13 protein-coding genes and 2 tRNA genes are annotated in these 15930 nt (G+C 70.3%); 5 read left to right on the top strand and 10 right to left on the bottom strand.

Annotation, left to right across the window (positions count from 1 at the left end; translation table 11 throughout):
* Positions 1-8 precede the first annotated feature (8 nt).
* From SMA5143A_RS18660 to SMA5143A_RS18650, 3 genes are all read right to left on the bottom strand, one after another.
* Positions 9-623 (bottom strand): ATP-dependent Clp protease proteolytic subunit, encoded by a 615-nt coding sequence (locus SMA5143A_RS18660; protein ID WP_055519442.1) that lies wholly within the window; start codon positions 621-623, stop codon positions 9-11.
* 463 nt (positions 624-1086) lie between these two features.
* Complete coding sequence (tig, locus tag SMA5143A_RS18655) at positions 1087-2487, bottom strand: trigger factor (protein ID WP_107464049.1); 1401 nt, start codon at positions 2485-2487, stop codon at positions 1087-1089.
* A 236-nt stretch (positions 2488-2723) separates the two neighbouring features.
* A tRNA-Pro gene (locus SMA5143A_RS18650) sits at positions 2724-2800 on the bottom strand.
* A gap of 165 nt (positions 2801-2965) precedes the next feature.
* Here SMA5143A_RS18650 and SMA5143A_RS18645 point away from each other — a divergent pair.
* Positions 2966-3039: transfer RNA gene (locus SMA5143A_RS18645), tRNA-Gly, on the top strand.
* A 443-nt stretch (positions 3040-3482) separates the two neighbouring features.
* On the opposite strand, the gene SMA5143A_RS18640 is transcribed toward SMA5143A_RS18645, so the two are convergent.
* Complete coding sequence (locus SMA5143A_RS18640; RefSeq protein WP_055517972.1) at positions 3483-3677, bottom strand: hypothetical protein; 195 nt, start codon at positions 3675-3677, stop codon at positions 3483-3485.
* Between the two features lie 579 nt (positions 3678-4256).
* On the opposite strand from SMA5143A_RS18640, the gene SMA5143A_RS18635 reads away from it, so the two are divergent.
* Complete coding sequence (locus tag SMA5143A_RS18635; RefSeq protein WP_107464048.1) at positions 4257-5450, top strand: acyltransferase family protein; 1194 nt, start codon at positions 4257-4259, stop codon at positions 5448-5450.
* Between the two features lie 3 nt (positions 5451-5453).
* Here the strand turns inward: SMA5143A_RS18635 and SMA5143A_RS18630 are convergent, their stop codons facing one another.
* Positions 5454-5936: an HD domain-containing protein gene (locus SMA5143A_RS18630; protein ID WP_107464047.1), complete on the bottom strand. Its 483-nt coding sequence runs from the start codon at positions 5934-5936 to the stop codon at positions 5454-5456.
* 247 nt (positions 5937-6183) lie between these two features.
* Positions 6184-7356 (bottom strand): PP2C family protein-serine/threonine phosphatase, encoded by a 1173-nt coding sequence (locus SMA5143A_RS18625; RefSeq protein WP_107464046.1) that lies wholly within the window; start codon positions 7354-7356, stop codon positions 6184-6186.
* Positions 7357-7569: 213 nt separating this feature from the next.
* On the opposite strand from SMA5143A_RS18625, the gene SMA5143A_RS18620 reads away from it, so the two are divergent.
* A complete protein-coding gene (locus SMA5143A_RS18620; protein WP_107464045.1) occupies positions 7570-8808 on the top strand; it encodes a GNAT family N-acetyltransferase in 1239 nt (412 codons plus the stop codon).
* Between the two features lie 22 nt (positions 8809-8830).
* On the opposite strand, the gene SMA5143A_RS18615 is transcribed toward SMA5143A_RS18620, so the two are convergent.
* Entirely contained in the window at positions 8831-9652 is an 822-nt protein-coding gene (locus tag SMA5143A_RS18615) for an Fpg/Nei family DNA glycosylase (RefSeq protein WP_107464044.1), read from the bottom strand.
* A 250-nt stretch (positions 9653-9902) separates the two neighbouring features.
* A complete protein-coding gene (locus SMA5143A_RS18610; protein ID WP_107464043.1) occupies positions 9903-10388 on the bottom strand; it encodes a ribose-5-phosphate isomerase in 486 nt (161 codons plus the stop codon).
* A 273-nt stretch (positions 10389-10661) separates the two neighbouring features.
* Between SMA5143A_RS18610 and SMA5143A_RS18605 the strand changes: the two genes are divergently transcribed.
* A complete protein-coding gene (locus SMA5143A_RS18605; RefSeq protein WP_107464042.1) occupies positions 10662-12122 on the top strand; it encodes an amino acid permease in 1461 nt (486 codons plus the stop codon).
* Positions 12123-12184: 62 nt separating this feature from the next.
* On the opposite strand, the gene SMA5143A_RS18600 is transcribed toward SMA5143A_RS18605, so the two are convergent.
* Positions 12185-14266 carry a serine/threonine-protein kinase gene (locus tag SMA5143A_RS18600; RefSeq protein WP_375136508.1) on the bottom strand — a complete coding sequence of 694 codons (2082 nt, stop codon included), beginning with the start codon at positions 14264-14266 and terminating at the stop codon, positions 12185-12187.
* A gap of 226 nt (positions 14267-14492) precedes the next feature.
* Here SMA5143A_RS18600 and SMA5143A_RS18595 point away from each other — a divergent pair, with 226 nt between their 5' ends.
* Positions 14493-15269: a cell wall protein gene (locus tag SMA5143A_RS18595; RefSeq protein ID WP_107464040.1), complete on the top strand. Its 777-nt coding sequence runs from the start codon at positions 14493-14495 to the stop codon at positions 15267-15269.
* Between the two features lie 49 nt (positions 15270-15318).
* Here SMA5143A_RS18595 and SMA5143A_RS18590 read toward each other — a convergent pair whose 3' ends face one another.
* On the bottom strand, positions 15319-15894 hold the full coding sequence (locus SMA5143A_RS18590; RefSeq protein WP_055715689.1) for a biotin transporter BioY: 576 nt from the start codon (positions 15892-15894) through the stop codon (positions 15319-15321).
* Positions 15895-15930 lie beyond the last annotated feature (36 nt).

Here is a 15930-nt window from a genome sequence, read left to right as displayed (position 1 = left end):
GGGTGCCGTTACGCCTGCCCGGCCCCGGTGCCGCCGCCGCCCGGCATACCGGCGGCCGTGGCGATGACGTCGTCGATGAGGCCGTACTCCTTGGCCTCGAAGGCGTCGAACCAGCGGTCGCGGTCCGAGTCGCGGGTGATCTGCTCGACCGACTGGCCGGTGTGCTGCGACGTGAGCTCGGCCATGCGCTTCTTGGTGTGCAGCAGCCGCTCGGCGTGGATCTTGATGTCCGAGGCCGAGCCGGCGAGGCCGGCGGAGGGCTGGTGGATCAGGATCTCGGCGTTCGGCAGCGCGAAGCGCTTGCCGGGGGTGCCCGCGCTGAGGAGGAACTGACCCATCGAGGCCGCGAGGCCCATGGCGATGGTCACCACGTCGTTCTTGATGTACTGCATGGTGTCGTAGATCGCCATGCCGGCCGTGATCGAACCGCCCGGGCTGTTGATGTACAGGTAAATGTCCTTGTCCGGGTCGGCGGCAAGGAGCAGCAGCTGTGCGGTGATCTTGTTCGCGATGTCGTCGTCGACCGGCTGGCCGAGGAAGATGATCCGCTCGTTGAGCAGCCGGTTGTAGACATGGTCGCCGAGGCCACCGCCGATGGAAGGTTCGCCGGCGGCGGAGGGCATCAGATTCGTCACGTATCCACCTGCTCGTCTTACGACGGCGCCGGGCCGTCTCACGTTTCCCTGCGGGGGCCTCCGGCGGTTTCGCCGAGTGCTCCGGCCCCGTATTCATGGACCCTAACGCGGAGGCTCCGCCGGGGAATCCCGCAAAGGGAACTGTTCGCTGTCAGCGCATGCGCTCCGCTGCGGGAACAGGGCGCCGTGTCACCCCCCCCCGGCCCGCCCAGGGCACCGCGACGCCCTGCCCCGCCCAGGGCACCGTGTCACGCCCGGCCCGGCCCAGGGGCGCGGGGAACTGCGCGACCGGCCCATGGCAAAGCCGCACCCGCCGATTCGCCTGGCGTGGCAGACGCGAGTGCGGCTCGGACGGGGCCGGTCGCGCAGTTCCCCGCGCCCCTGGGCAGGCCGACGGGCCCCCGGGTCACAAGTGATCCGGGGGCCCGTCATGGTGCTGTGAGCGGAGCGATCAGGCCTCGGGGGCCTTCTCCTCGGCCTCGGCGGCGGCCGGGGTCTCCTCCGTGGTCTCGGCGGAGCCCTCCGTGGTCTCGTCCTCGTCCTCGTCGTCGAGGTCGACGAGCTCGCCGTTGGTGTCCTTGACCGTGGACGCCTCGACGACCAGGGCCAGGGCCTTGCCGCGGGCGACCTCGCCGACCAGGAGCTGGACCTGGTTGTTCTGGACGACGGCCTGGGCGAACTGGTCGGGGGACATGCCGGAGGAGGCCGCACGCCGCATGAGGTGCTCGGTGAGCTCCTCCTGGTTGACGTTCAGCTTCTCCTTGGCGACCAGCTCGTCGAGGACGAACTGGGTCTTGATGCCCTTGACGGCCGCTTCCTTGGTCTCGGCGTCGAACTCCTCGACCGTCTTGCCCTGGATCTCGAGGTACTTCTCGAGGTCGAGGCCCATCTGGCCGAGCTGGTGGTGCTCCAGGTTGTGCTTGCGGGTGTTGATCTCGTCCTCGAGCAGCTTCTCGGGGACGGGCACCTCGACGAGCTCCAGCAGCTTCTCCAGGACGCGCTCCTGGGCCTGCGTGGCCTGGTCGTACTGCTTCATGTTCTCCAGGCGCTTGCGGCTGTCCGCGCGCAGCTCCTCGAGGGTGTCGAACTCGGAGGCGAGCTGAGCGAACTCGTCGTCCAGCTCCGGCAGCTCGCGGGCGGCGACCTGGGTGACCTTGACGGTGACCTCGGCCTCCTTGCCCGCCGCCGAGCCGCCCTTCAGCTCGGAGGTGAAGGTGGCCTCGGCGCCGGCCTCCAGGCCCTTCACGGCGTCGTCGATGCCGTCGAGCAGCTCGCCCGAGCCGATCGTGTAGGAGACGCCCTCGGCGACACCGTCCTCCAGGACCTCGCCGTCGACCTTGGCCTGCAGGTCGATCGTGACGACGTCGCCGTCCTCGGCGGCCCGCTCGACCGGGGAGGTCGAGGCGAAGCGCTCACGGAGCTGCTCGACCGCCTTGTCGATGTCCTCGTCGGTGACCTCGACGGCGTCGACCTCGACCTCGATGCCGGAGAAGTCCGGGATCTCGATGGTCGGGCGGACGTCGACCTCGGCGGTGAAGTTCAGCGTCTCGCCGTCCTTCAGCTCCGTGATGTCGACCTCGGGCTGGCCGAGGACGTTGAGCTCGGCCTCGTTGACCGCCTCGGTGTAGAGCTTCGGAAGCGCGTCGTTGACAGCCTCCTCCAGCACGGCGCCGCGACCGAACCGCTGGTCGATGACCCGGGCCGGGATCTTGCCCTTACGGAAGCCCTTCACCGTGACCTGCTGGTTGATCTTCTTGTACGCCGCGTCGAGGCTGTCCTTGAGCTCCTCGAAGGGCACCTCGACAGTGAGCCGAACCCGAGTCGGGTTCAGGGTCTCCACGGCGCTCTTCACGGTTCGGTCTCCTTGTGGCTGACTTCTTGGGGTTCTGCTGGGTCCCCTGCCGGATCCGGCAGAGCCTCAGCGGATTCGCGGCCCTTGAGAGACGTGAGAGTGCAGACACACGGGCGCGCAGCTTGCATAGTAACCGCAGGCGGTACACGCCCCAAAAGGTGATCTTGAGACACCGGGTGCCCCGCGGGTCGTGCCCCGGCAGGCCCCGGCCGGTCGGCCCGGCGGGTTCCGGCTGGTGGTCGGGGTGGCGGGATTTGAACCCACGGCCTTCCGCTCCCAAAGCGGACGCGCTACCAAGCTGCGCCACACCCCGTCTGGTGCGACACGTAGGGTACATGTCCCGGGCCAGGGGAGCCGCCGTATTTGCCGAGTGCGCGGGCGGACGCGCGGGGCCGGCCGGAAGGGGTGTGCGGCGAGGGCGCCCGACCCGCTACGATGCCTTCTGTGCCGCGGTCTCCCGACCTGCGGCGCGACCTGTGCGGGCGTAGCTCAATGGTAGAGCCCTAGTCTTCCAAACTAGCTACGCGGGTTCGATTCCCGTCGCCCGCTCCAGACGACTCAGGGCCAGGCCAGAGGATCTCTCCTCCGACCTGGCCCTGATCATTTCCGGTGCTCCGACCAGCCCGCCGTGCCCCTCTCGCGCCCCTCTCGTGCCCCTTGGGCTTTCGCGGTGATGCGTGCTGCCGCGGAGCGTGCCGCAGGGCTGACTTGTGGGGGTAGCCGGCTCGCTTCCCTATGGCTGAGCAGCGTGGGCCGAGGAGTCGCCGCACCGTCTGGTGGTCCCTCCGCCCGCACTGCGACGCGGCTTGGTACGACTCTTCGGCGGCATGGCGCGACAGAGCGCGGCCAGGCAGACGACCGCGCGGAACGCCGACCCGGATTGACGACCGCAGCGCGGTTCGCGTCGACGCTTGGCGCTCGGCGCTTGGCGGAGCTTCCGCCCCCCTTCGCCTCACCTCCACCGAGTGTGACGGCGGCGTCGTCGCGGCGACTCGCTAGAACTGGATCGAGTTGATCGTTTCCGCTATCGAGTTCAGGAAGCGTTGGATGTCGTCGGCCATGCCGGTGGAGGCGAGGAAGAAACCGAACAGGATGGCGACGACGGCTGGGCCGGCTTTGATCGTCCCGCCCCTCATCAGGACGATGAGAATGATCCCCAGCAACAGAACCACTGACAGCGAAATGGCCACAACAGATCACACCCTCGGTCGGTCCGCACTCCCGGCCCGGGGCGCCGACCCCACGCGCACCCCGCCAGAACCATCGTGCCACCAACCTCGCCGTCCTATGCGGCAGGTGAGGCAACGTCGGCCACGGTGACGCGGATCCGCGGGCGGTCCCGCGACCGGCGACAAGGCGCCGGGAGGGAATTCACGGTGATCGTTTCCGTGCACACACATCCCGTTCGCAGGTAATTCGAAATGTCGCCACGAACACATCAAGGGCCGTGCAGAGAACGGTAATTAACCGGACATTCCGCCGGAGTCGCCCGAGCATGTTATGCACCGTTTAGTCCGGATGTATCCGGACAGAAGGGTCGTGTGTCATGCCACTTCGGTGCACGGACAGTGACGCTCTGACTGATGCTCACTTCACCGAATCCCGGGTACCCGGAGAGGACACGCACTCACCAATACGGGATTAACGTCGATGGTTTTACTGACTCGCACAGACAACGCTAGGGTGCCTCAGATGTTCACCGCTGCCTCGTCCCCCCTTTGCGCAGCGAGTGCTCGGACCGGCCCGCGTCGTTCACGGCGGGAGGGTCTGTGACGAACTCGCTGCGACCGCATGGCCACACCAGCGCGCCGCTCCCCCCGGCCCAGTCGCCGGCGGACGGAGTGCCGAGTCCACGCTCGCTGAAGTCCTCGTCCCCCCACCCGGCCACGAGCGCCGCGTCCCCGGACACCAGACCGGCCAGACAACGCGACGCGTTCTTCGACAACGCCAAGTACCTGGCCATCGTGCTCGTCGCGATGGGCCACGCCTGGGAGCCGCTGACCGACCACAGCCGCGCCGCCGAGGCGCTGTACATGGTCGTCTACACCTTCCACATGCCGGCGTTCATCATCATCTCCGGCTACTTCTCCCGCAGTTTCGACATGCGTCCCGACCGGCTGCGGCGGCTGGTCACCGGCATAGCGGTGCCGTACGTGCTGTTCGAGATCGCGTACTCGTTCTTCAAGCGGTACGCCGACGACGACCCGTCGCACCCGATCAGCCTGCTGGACCCCTGGTATCTCACCTGGTTCCTGATCGCGCTGTTCGTCTGGCGGCTGACGACGCCGCTGTGGAAGGTCGTGCGCTGGCCGGTGCCGCTCGCGCTCGCCATCGCGGCGCTCGCCTCCGTGTCGCCGGACATCGGTGACGACCTCGACCTCCAGCGCGTCCTTCAGTTCCTGCCGTTCTTCGTGGTGGGTCTGTTCATGAAGCCGGCGCACTTCCAGTTCATGCGCCGACGTGAGGTGCGGATCCTGTCCGTGCCGGTGCTGGCGGGCGCGCTGGCGATGGCGTACTGGCTGGGCCCGGACATGAACTCGGCCTGGTTCTACCACCGGGACAGCGCCCAGGAGCTGGGTGCGCCGTGGTGGGCCGGTGTCGTGATGACGTTCGCGCTGTTCGGCTGCTCCATGGTGCTGACCACGTGCTTCTTCGCCTGGGTCCCCCGGCGGAAGATGTGGTTCACCGTGCTCGGCGCGGGCACCCTGTACGGCTATCTGCTGCACGGGTTCCTCGCGAAGGGCTCGCGCTTCTGGGACTGGTACGACCTCCAAGCGTGGATCTACCAGCCGCTCGGCGAGCTGTTCGTGACCTTCTTCGCGGCCGCCGTCATCACCGTGCTGTGCACGCCGCCGGTGCAGCGGATGTTCCGGTTCGCGATGGAGCCGAAGATGGAGTGGGCCTTCAAGCGGGACGCGACCGAGCTGGCCCGCGAGCGCGGGAAGGCCGGCGCGAGGACCTGAGGCTCAGCCGTCCTGCTTGTCCCTGACCTCCTCGGTCGCCGGTTCGTCCGGCAGGCCGAGGAGGTTTCGCATGCGGGCGTACTTCTGGGTCAGCCGGGCCCGGGTGAACTCGTCGAGGACGGCCAGGCGGGCCGGGTTCGCGTTGTGGGCGAGGTCGGACTGTTTGACGAGCACGGCGCCGGGGGTGGCGAGGATGCGCGCCGCGTACGCCTCCGGGGCCTCTCCGGGGCGCTTGGTGAGGGCCAGCACGATGTTCTTCGTACGGACGGTCAGCGGGGCCTCCGCGAGCCAGTCCTCGGTGAGGGCCTCGTCCTCGACGGCGTCGTGCAGCCAGGCCGCGGCGATCTGGTCCTCGTCGCCGCCGCGGGCGGCCACACCATGGGCGACCGCCTGGAGGTGCTCGGTGTAGGGGCGGCCCGCCTTGTCGGTCTGGCCGGCGTGGGCGCCGCGGGCGACGGCTTCGATGTCCGCGAGGGAGAGGTTCATGGGGTGGGCTCCTGTGGTGTGTCAGGCGGGCGCGGTCCCCGGAGGCCGGTACGCCCGGTCCCCGCGGTCCCCGGTGGCCGGTACGCCCGGTCCCCGCGGTCCCCGGAGGCCGGTACGCCCGGTCCCCGCGGTCCCCGGAGGCCGGTACGCCCGGTCCCCGCGGTCCCCGGTGGCGGGTACGCCCGGCACCTGCGGCCCCTGGTGGCCCGTTCGCCCGGGTGCGCGCGCCTCTCGGGGGCGCGCGCTGTCACTTCGGGGCCGTGGGGCCCTCTCGGCAGATCAGGAGCAGGGCCCGGTCGTCGTTGACGTCCTTGGCCACCGCTTCGATGAGGTGCCAGGCGGCGCCGTGGAAGCCGCCGGGGACGTAGCGGTCGGCCTCGCCGGTGAGGCGGTCGATGCCCTCGACTATGTCGCGGTCGGAGGTCTCGACGAGGCCGTCGGTGAACAGCATGAGGACGTCGCCGGGGCGCAGCGAGCCCTTCACGGGGTCGAACTGGGCGCCGTCGTAGACACCGAGGAGCGGGCCCTCGGCGGCCTTCTCCTCCCAGCGGCCGGTTCCGGCGCTGAGCTGGAGGCCGGGCGGGTGGCCCGCGGAGAAGAGTTCGTAGTCGCCGGAGTCGAGGTCGAGGACGAGGTGGATGGAGGTCGCGAAGCCCTCGTCCCAGTCCTGGCGGAGGAGGTAGCCGTTCGCCGCCGGGAGGAAGGCGTGCGGTGGGAGCGATCCCAGCAGGCCGCCGAAGGCGCCGGAGAGGAGGAGGGCGCGGGAGCCGGCGTCCATGCCCTTGCCGGAGACGTCGGTGAGGACGACTTCGAGGGTGCGGCCGCCGTTCGTGCGGGCCGCGACGACGAAGTCACCGGAGAACGACTGGCCGCCGGCGGGGCGCAGCGCCATCTCGCGGTGCCAGCCGGAGGGCAGTTGTGGCAACTTGCTCTGGACCCGGATGCGTTCGCGGAGGTCGAAGAGCATGGTGCCGCCGCGTCGCCAGGGGACGCCGACGCGGCTGCGGAACTGGGCTATGAGCAGGCCGAAGAACCCGCAGGCGGCGACCACGAGCACGATGCCGGGTGTCACTCTCGCCGGGCCCTCGGTGTAGGGGCCGAGCTGCACGGACTCGATGATCAGCGCGGTCGCGGCGCCGGCGTAGAGGCCGAGGAGGCTGGCGGGGCGCAGCAGAAGGCCGCCCGCGACGATGGGCAGGACCAGCGCGGCGGGCGAGAACCACACCGGGTCGATCATGGTGAGCATCGCGATGAGCGGGATCATCAGCAGCAGACCGGCCAGGGCGACCCAGTCGGAGCCGTCGCCCCGGAAGTAGTCGACGGCGGATTTGCGCACGCCGGTGCGGACCCGGTGAACCAGCTTCTTCATCCGGGCCGTGAGCGTATCGGCCGCCGCGCGCCGCTCTCGTCCTGCTGCCATTGTTCGGGACCTTATCCATCGGACCAGCCCCTGTGCACAGGAGGTCCTACTTGTCCCCCTTCCGAGGGCCGGTTCACGACGAATCTCACACAGATCTCACACGGGAGCCGTCCTGCGGCCCTCGCGCGGCACCTGTGAAGGATCCCACGATGTCCCCGTGCGGCATGGGGAAATTAACTCGCTCGTAACGAAGGGCGCTGCTACGCATGGCACATGACGACTGAGCTGCGGGTGCTGGGCAAGGACGACTGGAATGTCTGGTACGCGAACCTCCTGAGGGCCTTCGGGGGGATGCGGGCTCCCGCCGAGGAACGCGACCTCGACGAGTCGCTCCTCGACCACGGCCGCGCGCTCGGCGCCTGGGACGGCGGCCAATGCGTGGGGACGGCCGGGGCGTTCGACTTCCGGATCACGGTTCCCGGTGGTGCGGCCGTCCCCGCGGCGGGCGTGACGATGGTGGGGGTCGCGGCCACGCACCGGCGGCGCGGGGTGCTGACGTCCATGATGCGGCGGCAGTTGGCGGACGTCCGCTCGTGGGGCGAGCCGCTGGCCGTGCTGGTCGCGTCGGAACCGGCGATCTACGGCCGGTTCGGGTACGGCGTCGCCACGCACCGGCTCGTGGTCGAGGTCGACACCACGCGGGTCCGGCTGTCCGTGCCGCCCGGCACCGACGACGTACGGCTGCGGTACGCCGACCCGGCCGAGGCCCTCGACGCCTGTGAGGCGGTGTACGCGCGCAGGGTGCCGGAGCGGGCGGGGATGCTGGTGCGGCGGCCGGGCTGGGAGCAGGTGGAGCTGCTCGACACGGACCGGCACCGGGCGGGCGGCTCACCGTTGCAGTGCGTGGTGGCGGAGCGGGGCGGGGACGAGGGGCTCGTCGGGTACGCGCGGTTCCGGGTCAAACCGGACTGGGGGCCGGGCGGGGCCGCGGGGGTCGTCCGGCTGAGCGCGCTGGAGGCGGTGGATCCGGCCGCGCACGCCGCGTTGTGGCGGTTCCTCCTCGACATCGATCTGACGTCGTCGGTCGTCGCGTACCGGCGGCCGGTGGACGAGCCGTGGCTGCACATGGTGTCGGACGTCCGGCGGTGCGGGCTGCGGGTGCAGGACGATGCGCACGTACGGCTCGTGGACGTCGGGGCGGCGTTGGAGGCGCGGACCTATCAGGCGCCGGTGGACCTGGTGTTGGAGGTCGAGGACGCCTTCTGCCCCTGGAACGAGGGGCGTTGGCGGCTGGTCGGCGACGCGCGGGGGGCGAGCTGTGAGCGGACCGGGCGGGCCGCCGATCTCGCCCTGTCCGTACGGGAGTTGGCGTCGGCCTATCTGGGCGGGGTGAGCCTCGCGTCGCTGGGTGCGGCAGGGCGGGTGCGGGAACTGCGGCCGGGGGCGCTCACCGAGGCGTCCGTCGGGTTCTGCTCTTCGACCGCCGCGCCCTGGTTGCCGCACTCGTTCTGAGGCCGGGCGCCCTCCCGGGGCGTCAGCGCCGCTGGCAGGCGGGGCACCAGAACAGGTTGCGGGCGGCCAGATCGGCGGTGCGGATCTCGCCCCCGCAGATGTGGCAGGGCAGGTGGGCCCTGCGGTACACGTACACCTCGCCGCCGTGGTCGTCGACGCGGGGCGGGCGGCCCATGGCCTCCGGGGTGTGTTCCGGGCGGACGGTGTCGATGCGGTTGTTGCGGACGCCCTCGCGCATGAGGGCGACGAGGTCGGCCCAGATGGCGTCCCACTCCGCCGCGGTGATGTCCCGGCCGGCGCGGTACGGGTCGATGGCGTGCCGGAACAGGACCTCCGCGCGGTAGACGTTGCCGACGCCCGCGATGATCTTCTGGTCCATGAGGAGCGCGGCGATCGTCGTACGGCTGCGGGAGATCCGGGCGTACGCGAGGGCCGGGTCGGCGTCCGGGCGCAGCGGGTCCGGGCCGAGGCGGGCGTGGACGGCCTGCTTCTCGGCGTCCGTGATCAGCGCGCAGGTCGTGGGGCCGCGGAGGTCCATGTACGACGTGTCGTTGCGCAGGCGGAGGCGGACGGTGTCGGTGGGCGGGGGCGCCGGGGTGGGGCCGAGGTCGACCTTGCCGAAGAGGCCGAGGTGGATGTGGACCCAGTCCTCCGCGTCGGGGGCGCCGAAGTGGAGGAAGAGGTGCTTGCCGTGGGCCTCGGCGGCGGTGAGAGGAGCGCCGTCGAGGAGGGCGGCGGCGTCGGCGAACTTGCCCTGGGGGCTGGTGACGTGGATGGCCGTGCCGTTGCCGAAGTGGGAGAGGTGGTCCTCGGCCAGGCGATGAATCGTGTGGCCTTCCGGCACGGGGCCCTCCGGGGGTTGGGCGGGGCGCCTCATGGGTGGGGGGCGCGGGGGCGTATGGCGGGTGCGGGTGAGTGGGGGCTTGTCGCGCAGTTCCCCGCGCCCCTGAAGGCATGGGCCTTCGGCCCGGCCTTCATCCTGAAAAGCACGGGGCGCAGCCCCGGGCGCTTTTCAGGGGCGCGGGGAACTGCGCGAGGAGCCACGACGGGCCCGCACTCGCCGACGAACCCGCACCCCCGAGTCGTCAGGCGTCCTACCGCTGGGGGTGGTGTGCCGGGATCGGGGGGAGGTCGCCCGTCGTCTCGTACGCCGCGAGCATGTCGATGCGGCGGATGTGACGCTCGTCGCCGGAGAACGGCGTGTTGAGGAACGTCTCGACGAACTTGGTCGCGTCGTCCTGCGAGTGCATCCGCGCGCCGACGGCCACGACGTTCGCGTTGTTGTGCTCGCGGCCCAGCGCGGCCGTCTCGGCGCTCCACGCGAGCGCGGCCCGCACGCCGGCCACCTTGTTCGCGGCGATCTGCTCCCCGTTGCCGGATCCGCCGATGACGACGCCCAGGGAACCCGGGTCGGCGGCCGTGCGCTCCGCCGCGCGGAGGCAGAACGGCGGGTAGTCGTCCTGGGCGTCGTAGATGTGGGGACCGCAGTCGACGGCCTCGTGACCGGCGGCCTTCAGCCACTCGACGAGGTGGTTCTTGAGTTCGTATCCGGCGTGATCGGAGCCGAGGTAGACGCGCATGGTCCGAGTGTGACACGCCTGTTTCGTCGGGGCGCGATGGGGGCCCGACGCCCGTAAAGCGTGAGCCACACCACGGAACCTCAAGTAAACCTCAAGTAACGATCTGGATTCAAAGGTTCAGGATTCCTTTCGCCTCCGATTCACTGGACCGATCTTTACGGAGGCTCACGCAGTACCCCCGCCGCCTCTCATGTCCCGCTCTGGCGAGAGTCACCGGGGAACGCGTGGGCAGACGCAGGGAAGTCCCCACAACGGCGCAAAGGAAACTCCCCCATGACCTCGCAGCCGACTCTGCCGACCGACACCGGCACACCAGGCTCCTCCTCTCCCCCCTCCCCCGGCCTCCACGCCGGTCTCAAGAACCGCCATCTGTCGATGATCGCGATCGGAGGTGTGATCGGGGCGGGCCTCTTCGTCGGGTCGAGTTCCGGTATCGCGACCGCCGGTCCCGGCATCCTGCTGTCCTACGCCCTGGTCGGCACGATGGTCGTGCTGGTCATGCGGATGCTCGGTGAGATGTCCGCGGCGAACCCCACCTCCGGGTCGTTCTCCGCGCACGCGGACCGTGCGCTGGGCCGCTGGGCCGGGTTCTCGATCGGCTGGCTGTACTGGTTCTTCTGGGTCGTCGTCCTCGCGGTGGAGGCGACCGCCGGCGCGGTGATCCTGGAGGGCTGGATCCCGGCCGTACCGCAGTGGGGCTGGGCCCTGATCGTGATGGTGGTCCTGACCGCCACCAACCTGGTCTCGGTGGCCTCGTACGGCGAGTTCGAGTTCTGGTTCGCCGGGATCAAGGTCGTCGCGATCGCCGCGTTCATCGTCGTGGGCGGGCTGGCCGTGTTCGGCGTGCTGCCGGGTGTGGAGGCCGAGAAGGCGGGGCTGGCGAACCTGACCGACCACGGCGGGTTCCTGCCGAACGGGCCCGGCGCCATCCTCATCGGCGTGCTGCTGGTGGTCTTCTCGTTCATGGGCAGTGAGATCGCCACGCTGGCCGCCGGGGAGACGGAGAACCCGCAGAAGGCCGTCACGAAGTCGACGAACAGCATCATCTGGCGTATCGGCGTCTTCTACCTGGGTTCGATCTTCGTCGTGGTCGCGCTGCTGCCGTGGAACGACCCCTCGATCAAGGAGAAGGGTTCCTACGTCGCCGCGCTGGACTCGCTGGGGATCGCCCACGCGGGTCAGATCATGAACTTCATCGTGTTGACGTCGGTGCTGTCCTGCCTCAACTCCGGCCTGTACACGGCCTCCCGGATGGCGTTCTCCCTGGGTGAGCGCGGGGACGCGCCGCGGTCGTTCGGGCGGACCACGTCGCGGGGTGTGCCGATGACGGCGATCCTGGCGTCGGTGGTCTTCGGGTTCGTCGCGGTGATCTTCAACTACTTCTTCCCCGAGGGCGTGTTCCTGTTCCTCGTGAACTCCTCCGGCGCGGTCGCCCTGTTCGTGTGGCTGGTGATCTGTTTCTCCCAGCTGCGGATGCGCAGGATCATCGAGCGGGAGACCCCGGAGAAGCTCGTCGTGAAGATGTGGCTGTACCCGTATCTGACGTGGGCCACGATCGGGCTGATCCTCTTCGTCCTCGCCTACATGCTCACCGACACGGAGCACGGCAACCGGGAGATCCTGCTGCTCTCGCTGCTGGTCGCGGCCGTCGTCGTCGGGATCTCCCTGGTCAAGGAGAAGATCAAGGGGCAGAAGGCGGGCGCGACGGCGGAGGTCACCGACAAGGTGGGCTGAGCGGTTCGCGGTCCGCGGTCCTGCGTTCACGGTTCGTGATTCGTGGTTCGTCGGGAAGGGCTTCACAACGGGGTGAAGCTCTTCTCGACTTTTTTGTAGACGGGCAGGGCCCGGTCCTCGATGTCGGGGTGGTACCAGGTGGTGAGCTGGTACGACTTGCCGCCTGTGTTGAAGCCCAGGGAGCGGACGTGCCAGGGGAGTTCCTGGGCGGTGACGGTGTACTCCCAGACCACGGCCGGCCTGCCGCGGAACTCGGTCTCCTCCAGACGGATCCGCCGGTAGCCGGGGCCCTCACTGGTGCTCTCCTCCTTCTTCTCCCACTGGGCCAGCAGGTCGCCGCGGGCCAGGGACGCCTTGCCGACGATCTCCTGCCGGGCGTCCGGCGAGGTGTAGTGGACCTCCGCGCCGGCGTGCACCTCGCGGGAGAAGCCGTCGGGCGGGACCCAGGCGAAGACCCCGGCCTCGGTGCGGGCGCCGGGCGGCAGCGTCGGGGGGCGGGAGGTGCCGGCGACGGTGGGGGACGGACTCGACGGTGTCGAGGGGGACGCCTTCCTCCTGTCGTCGGACGACGCGCCCAGTGTCGGGACGAGTGCCGCCGCGAGGACTCCGGCCACGGCCACCCCGGCGGCCGCGATGAGCACCGTACGGCGCCTGTTCCGGCCGGGTGCGGCGGGCCTCGCCGGGAGCGGGGGGCCTGGGTCGTGTCCGCAAGTCGGGACTGTGCGGACACGACCCAGCAGGTCGCCCGGCGGTGTGGGGGTGGGCCGGGGGCGGGTGGGGAGTTCGGGTGTGTCCAGGGGTGGTGCCGCGGCGGAGGCTTCGGGCTCGGGGTCCGTGGCCGGGGGCGTCTCGGGGGCGTTCAGCACGGTGGGCGTCGGGGTCGGCCGCACGGGGGCGTTCGGCGCCGTCGGAGTCGGCTGCGCGGGTGTGGGCGGCACGGGGGTCGGCTGCACGACGAGGGTGGGCTCGCGCGAGGGCTCCGGGGTTGTCGCCGGGGGCTCGGTGCCAGTCCCTGCCACCGCCGCCCCGGCGTCCTGCGCTGCCCCTCCCGGGGGCTCCGGGGCGACCGCGCGCACGGCCGACGGCTCCGTACCGACCGCCCGCATGACGGCGCGCCGGTCGGGGGCATCCGTCTCGGCGACCTTCGGATCAGGGCCGTCCGTACGGGCAACCCGCGGATCAGGAGTGTCCCTCCCGGCGACCCTCGGATCGGCACCGTTCGGCCCGACGGCCCTCGGATCGGCGCCCTCTTGCCCCAGGCGCCGTGGGTCGGCGGCGTCCGCTGCGGCACTCCCTGGTTCCGGAGCGGCCCCCGGCGGGGGCGGTGGTTCCTGGGTGACCGTGGCGGTGGGTGGGGCCGGTGGGGGTGTCGCGATGGTGTGGAGGGCCGCTGTGAGTTCGGGGAGCCCGGGGCGTACGTCCGGGTCCTTCTCCAGGAGGGCGGCGAGGACGTCGTGCAGGTCGCCTGCCGTGGCGGGCAGTTCGGGCTCCTCGTAGAGGACCGCGTGCAGGGTGGCGAGCGTGGTGGTGCGGGAGAAGGGGGAGCGGCCGCCGAGGGCGGCGCAGAGGGTCGCGCCCAGGGACCACAGGTCGGACGGCGGGCCCTGGGGGCGGCCGGAGACCCGCTCGGGCGCCATGTAGTCGGGGGAACCGACGAGCATGCCGGCCATCGTGAGCGCCTCCGCGTCCTGGATGGCCGCGATGCCGAAGTCGGTGAGGACGACGCGGCGTCCGCCGGTCCGGCGGACGAGGACGTTCGCCGGTTTGATGTCACGGTGCAGTACGCCCTGCGCGTGCACCTGGCCCAGCGCGTCGGCGAGTTCGAGGCCGATCCGGGCCGTCTCCCGTACGTCGAGGGGGCCGTCCTCGAAGAGGAGCCGTTCCAGGGAGCGGCCGTCGACCAGTTCCATCACGATCCAGAGCCGCTCGCCCTCGTCGACGACGTCGTAGATGCGGACGACATGGGGGTGGTCGATACGGGCCGTGGCCCTGGCCTCCCGCAGGGTGCGCTCACGTCGGGTGCGGGTGTCCTCCGGATCGAGGCCGTCGATCCGCATTTCCTTGACCGCGACCTGCCGGTCGAGTATTTCGTCGGCGGCCCGCCACACCCGCCCCATTCCGCCCTGGCCGATGCTTTCGACCAACGTATAACGGCCGGCCACCACAAGCCCCGGCACTCCGCCCCTCGTTGTTCCCGGCACCCCCGTGCCCCCCTTCGACCGACACGTGCCCGCTTCTGCAACAGCCGAACCAAAAAGTCGCGCATTGGTCACACTTCTCGCCGCTCCAGCATAGTGGCGAGAAATCTTGTGGTACCTCTTCAATGGCCGTGAATTCAGGCACGGCCAGGGGGAGCAAGGGGGATGGAACATGAGTTCTCGTCAGGGGAAGACCAGGACGGCCGTCGCGGGATCGCTGCTCACCGCGTCGTTCTCGTCGGTGATGATCCTGGGCTTCACGGCCTCGGCGGATGACGAGGGGGGATTGAGCGATCACGGCGGAAAGGTCATGGACGCGGCACCGGCAGGGGTGAAGCTGTCGACGCTGTTGTCCAAGGAGATCAAAGTCGACAACACGTCGCAGAAAACGGAGATCTCAGGGGTCGTAAAGAACGAGGGAAGCAAGACGAGCGGGAAAATCCGTCTGCTCGTGGTCGGTTTCGACGGCCTGACGGTCAAGAATGTCGAAGGCTGCACGGAAATCGCGAAGGGCGATCTTCCCGATGGGGCCAACAGCGGTTTCGCGTGCGCGATCGACGATCTGGCGGCCGGAAAGTCGAAGACTTATGCGATCGACGCGACCTTCAACCTGAAGAAGAAGGGCGACATCTGCCTGCCGGTGCAGAACGCGGACGGCTCGAAGACGTTCTGGCAGCAGGGTCCGGTGCCGTTCGGCACGACGAACCAGTCGCCCAACGAGCCGGCCACACCGCTGCTCCTCGGCACCGACAACAGCCCGGTCACACCGGGCGGCGGTGACGGAGGCGGCGGAAACGGAGGCGGCGGCAAGGACGACCAGCCCGACGAGCTGCCGCAGACCGGTCCCGCCGACCGGGTCCTGCCGCTCGGCATGGTGGGCGCCGCACTGATCTCCGCCGGCGCGGCGGGCCTGTGGTGGAACAACCGGCGCGCCCGACAGGGGACATGACGGGTGGGGGCGTCGCACGCAGCGACGCCCCCACCCAGCGACTACGGCGTCACTTGTCGAGCAGCTTCCACGCCGTCGGCAGCGCGCCCATCGCCAGCGCGGCCTTGAGCGCGTCGCCGATCAGGAACGGGGTGAGGCCGACCGCGACGGCGGAGGCGAGGGTGATGTCGGCGGTGGCCGCGAGGTAGGGGACACCGACGGCGTAGATGATGGCCTCGCCCACGAGCATCGTGCCGGCCATGCGCAGCACGGAGCGGTCGGCGCCCCGGCGGGCGAGGGCGCCCACGGCGGCGGAGGCCAGGATCATGCCGAGGATGTAGCCGAAGGAGACGCCGACACCGGACGTGCCGTTCGCGAACCACGGCACACCGAGGAGACCGGCGAGCGCGTACAGGGCGAGGGACGCGACACCGCGGCCGGCGCCGAGCGCGGTGCCCACGAGCAGCGCGGCGAAGGTCTGCCCGGTCACCGGAACCGGCGAGCCCGGCACGGGCACGGCGATCTGCGCGGCGAGCCCGGTGAGGGCGGCGCCACCGACCACCAGCGCGATGTCCCGCACACGGGAGGCGGGGAGCAGGTCGGCGAGGACCTGACCGGTGCGGGCGGGGGCGACGGCCGTACTCATGAGGACTCCGCGAGGGTAGAGGGGAAAGAAGGGTGT

This window comes from Streptomyces sp. MA5143a (assembly GCF_900290235.1).
In the GTDB taxonomy this organism is placed as follows: domain Bacteria; phylum Actinomycetota; class Actinomycetes; order Streptomycetales; family Streptomycetaceae; genus Streptomyces.
Note: the sequence above shows the minus strand (reverse complement) of the source record. Positions and strands in the feature narration are given on the sequence as shown.

Bases quoted from the DNA above. Each gene is read 5' to 3' on its own strand.
- SMA5143A_RS18620 (WP_107464045.1), top strand. From the start codon at position 7,570: ATGACGACTGAGCTGCGGGTGCTGGGCAAGGACGACTGGAATGTCTGG.
- SMA5143A_RS18605 (WP_107464042.1), top strand. From the start codon at position 10,662: ATGACCTCGCAGCCGACTCTGCCGACCGACACCGGCACACCAGGCTCC.
- SMA5143A_RS18595 (WP_107464040.1), top strand. From the start codon at position 14,493: ATGAGTTCTCGTCAGGGGAAGACCAGGACGGCCGTCGCGGGATCGCTG.
- SMA5143A_RS18630 (WP_107464047.1), bottom strand. From the start codon at position 5,936: ATGAACCTCTCCCTCGCGGACATCGAAGCCGTCGCCCGCGGCGCCCAC.
- SMA5143A_RS18610 (WP_107464043.1), bottom strand. From the start codon at position 10,388: ATGCGCGTCTACCTCGGCTCCGATCACGCCGGATACGAACTCAAGAAC.
- SMA5143A_RS18590 (WP_055715689.1), bottom strand. From the start codon at position 15,894: ATGAGTACGGCCGTCGCCCCCGCCCGCACCGGTCAGGTCCTCGCCGAC.
- SMA5143A_RS18625 (WP_107464046.1), bottom strand. From the start codon at position 7,356: ATGGCAGCAGGACGAGAGCGGCGCGCGGCGGCCGATACGCTCACGGCC.
- SMA5143A_RS18660 (WP_055519442.1), bottom strand. From the start codon at position 623: ATGCCCTCCGCCGCCGGCGAACCTTCCATCGGCGGTGGCCTCGGCGAC.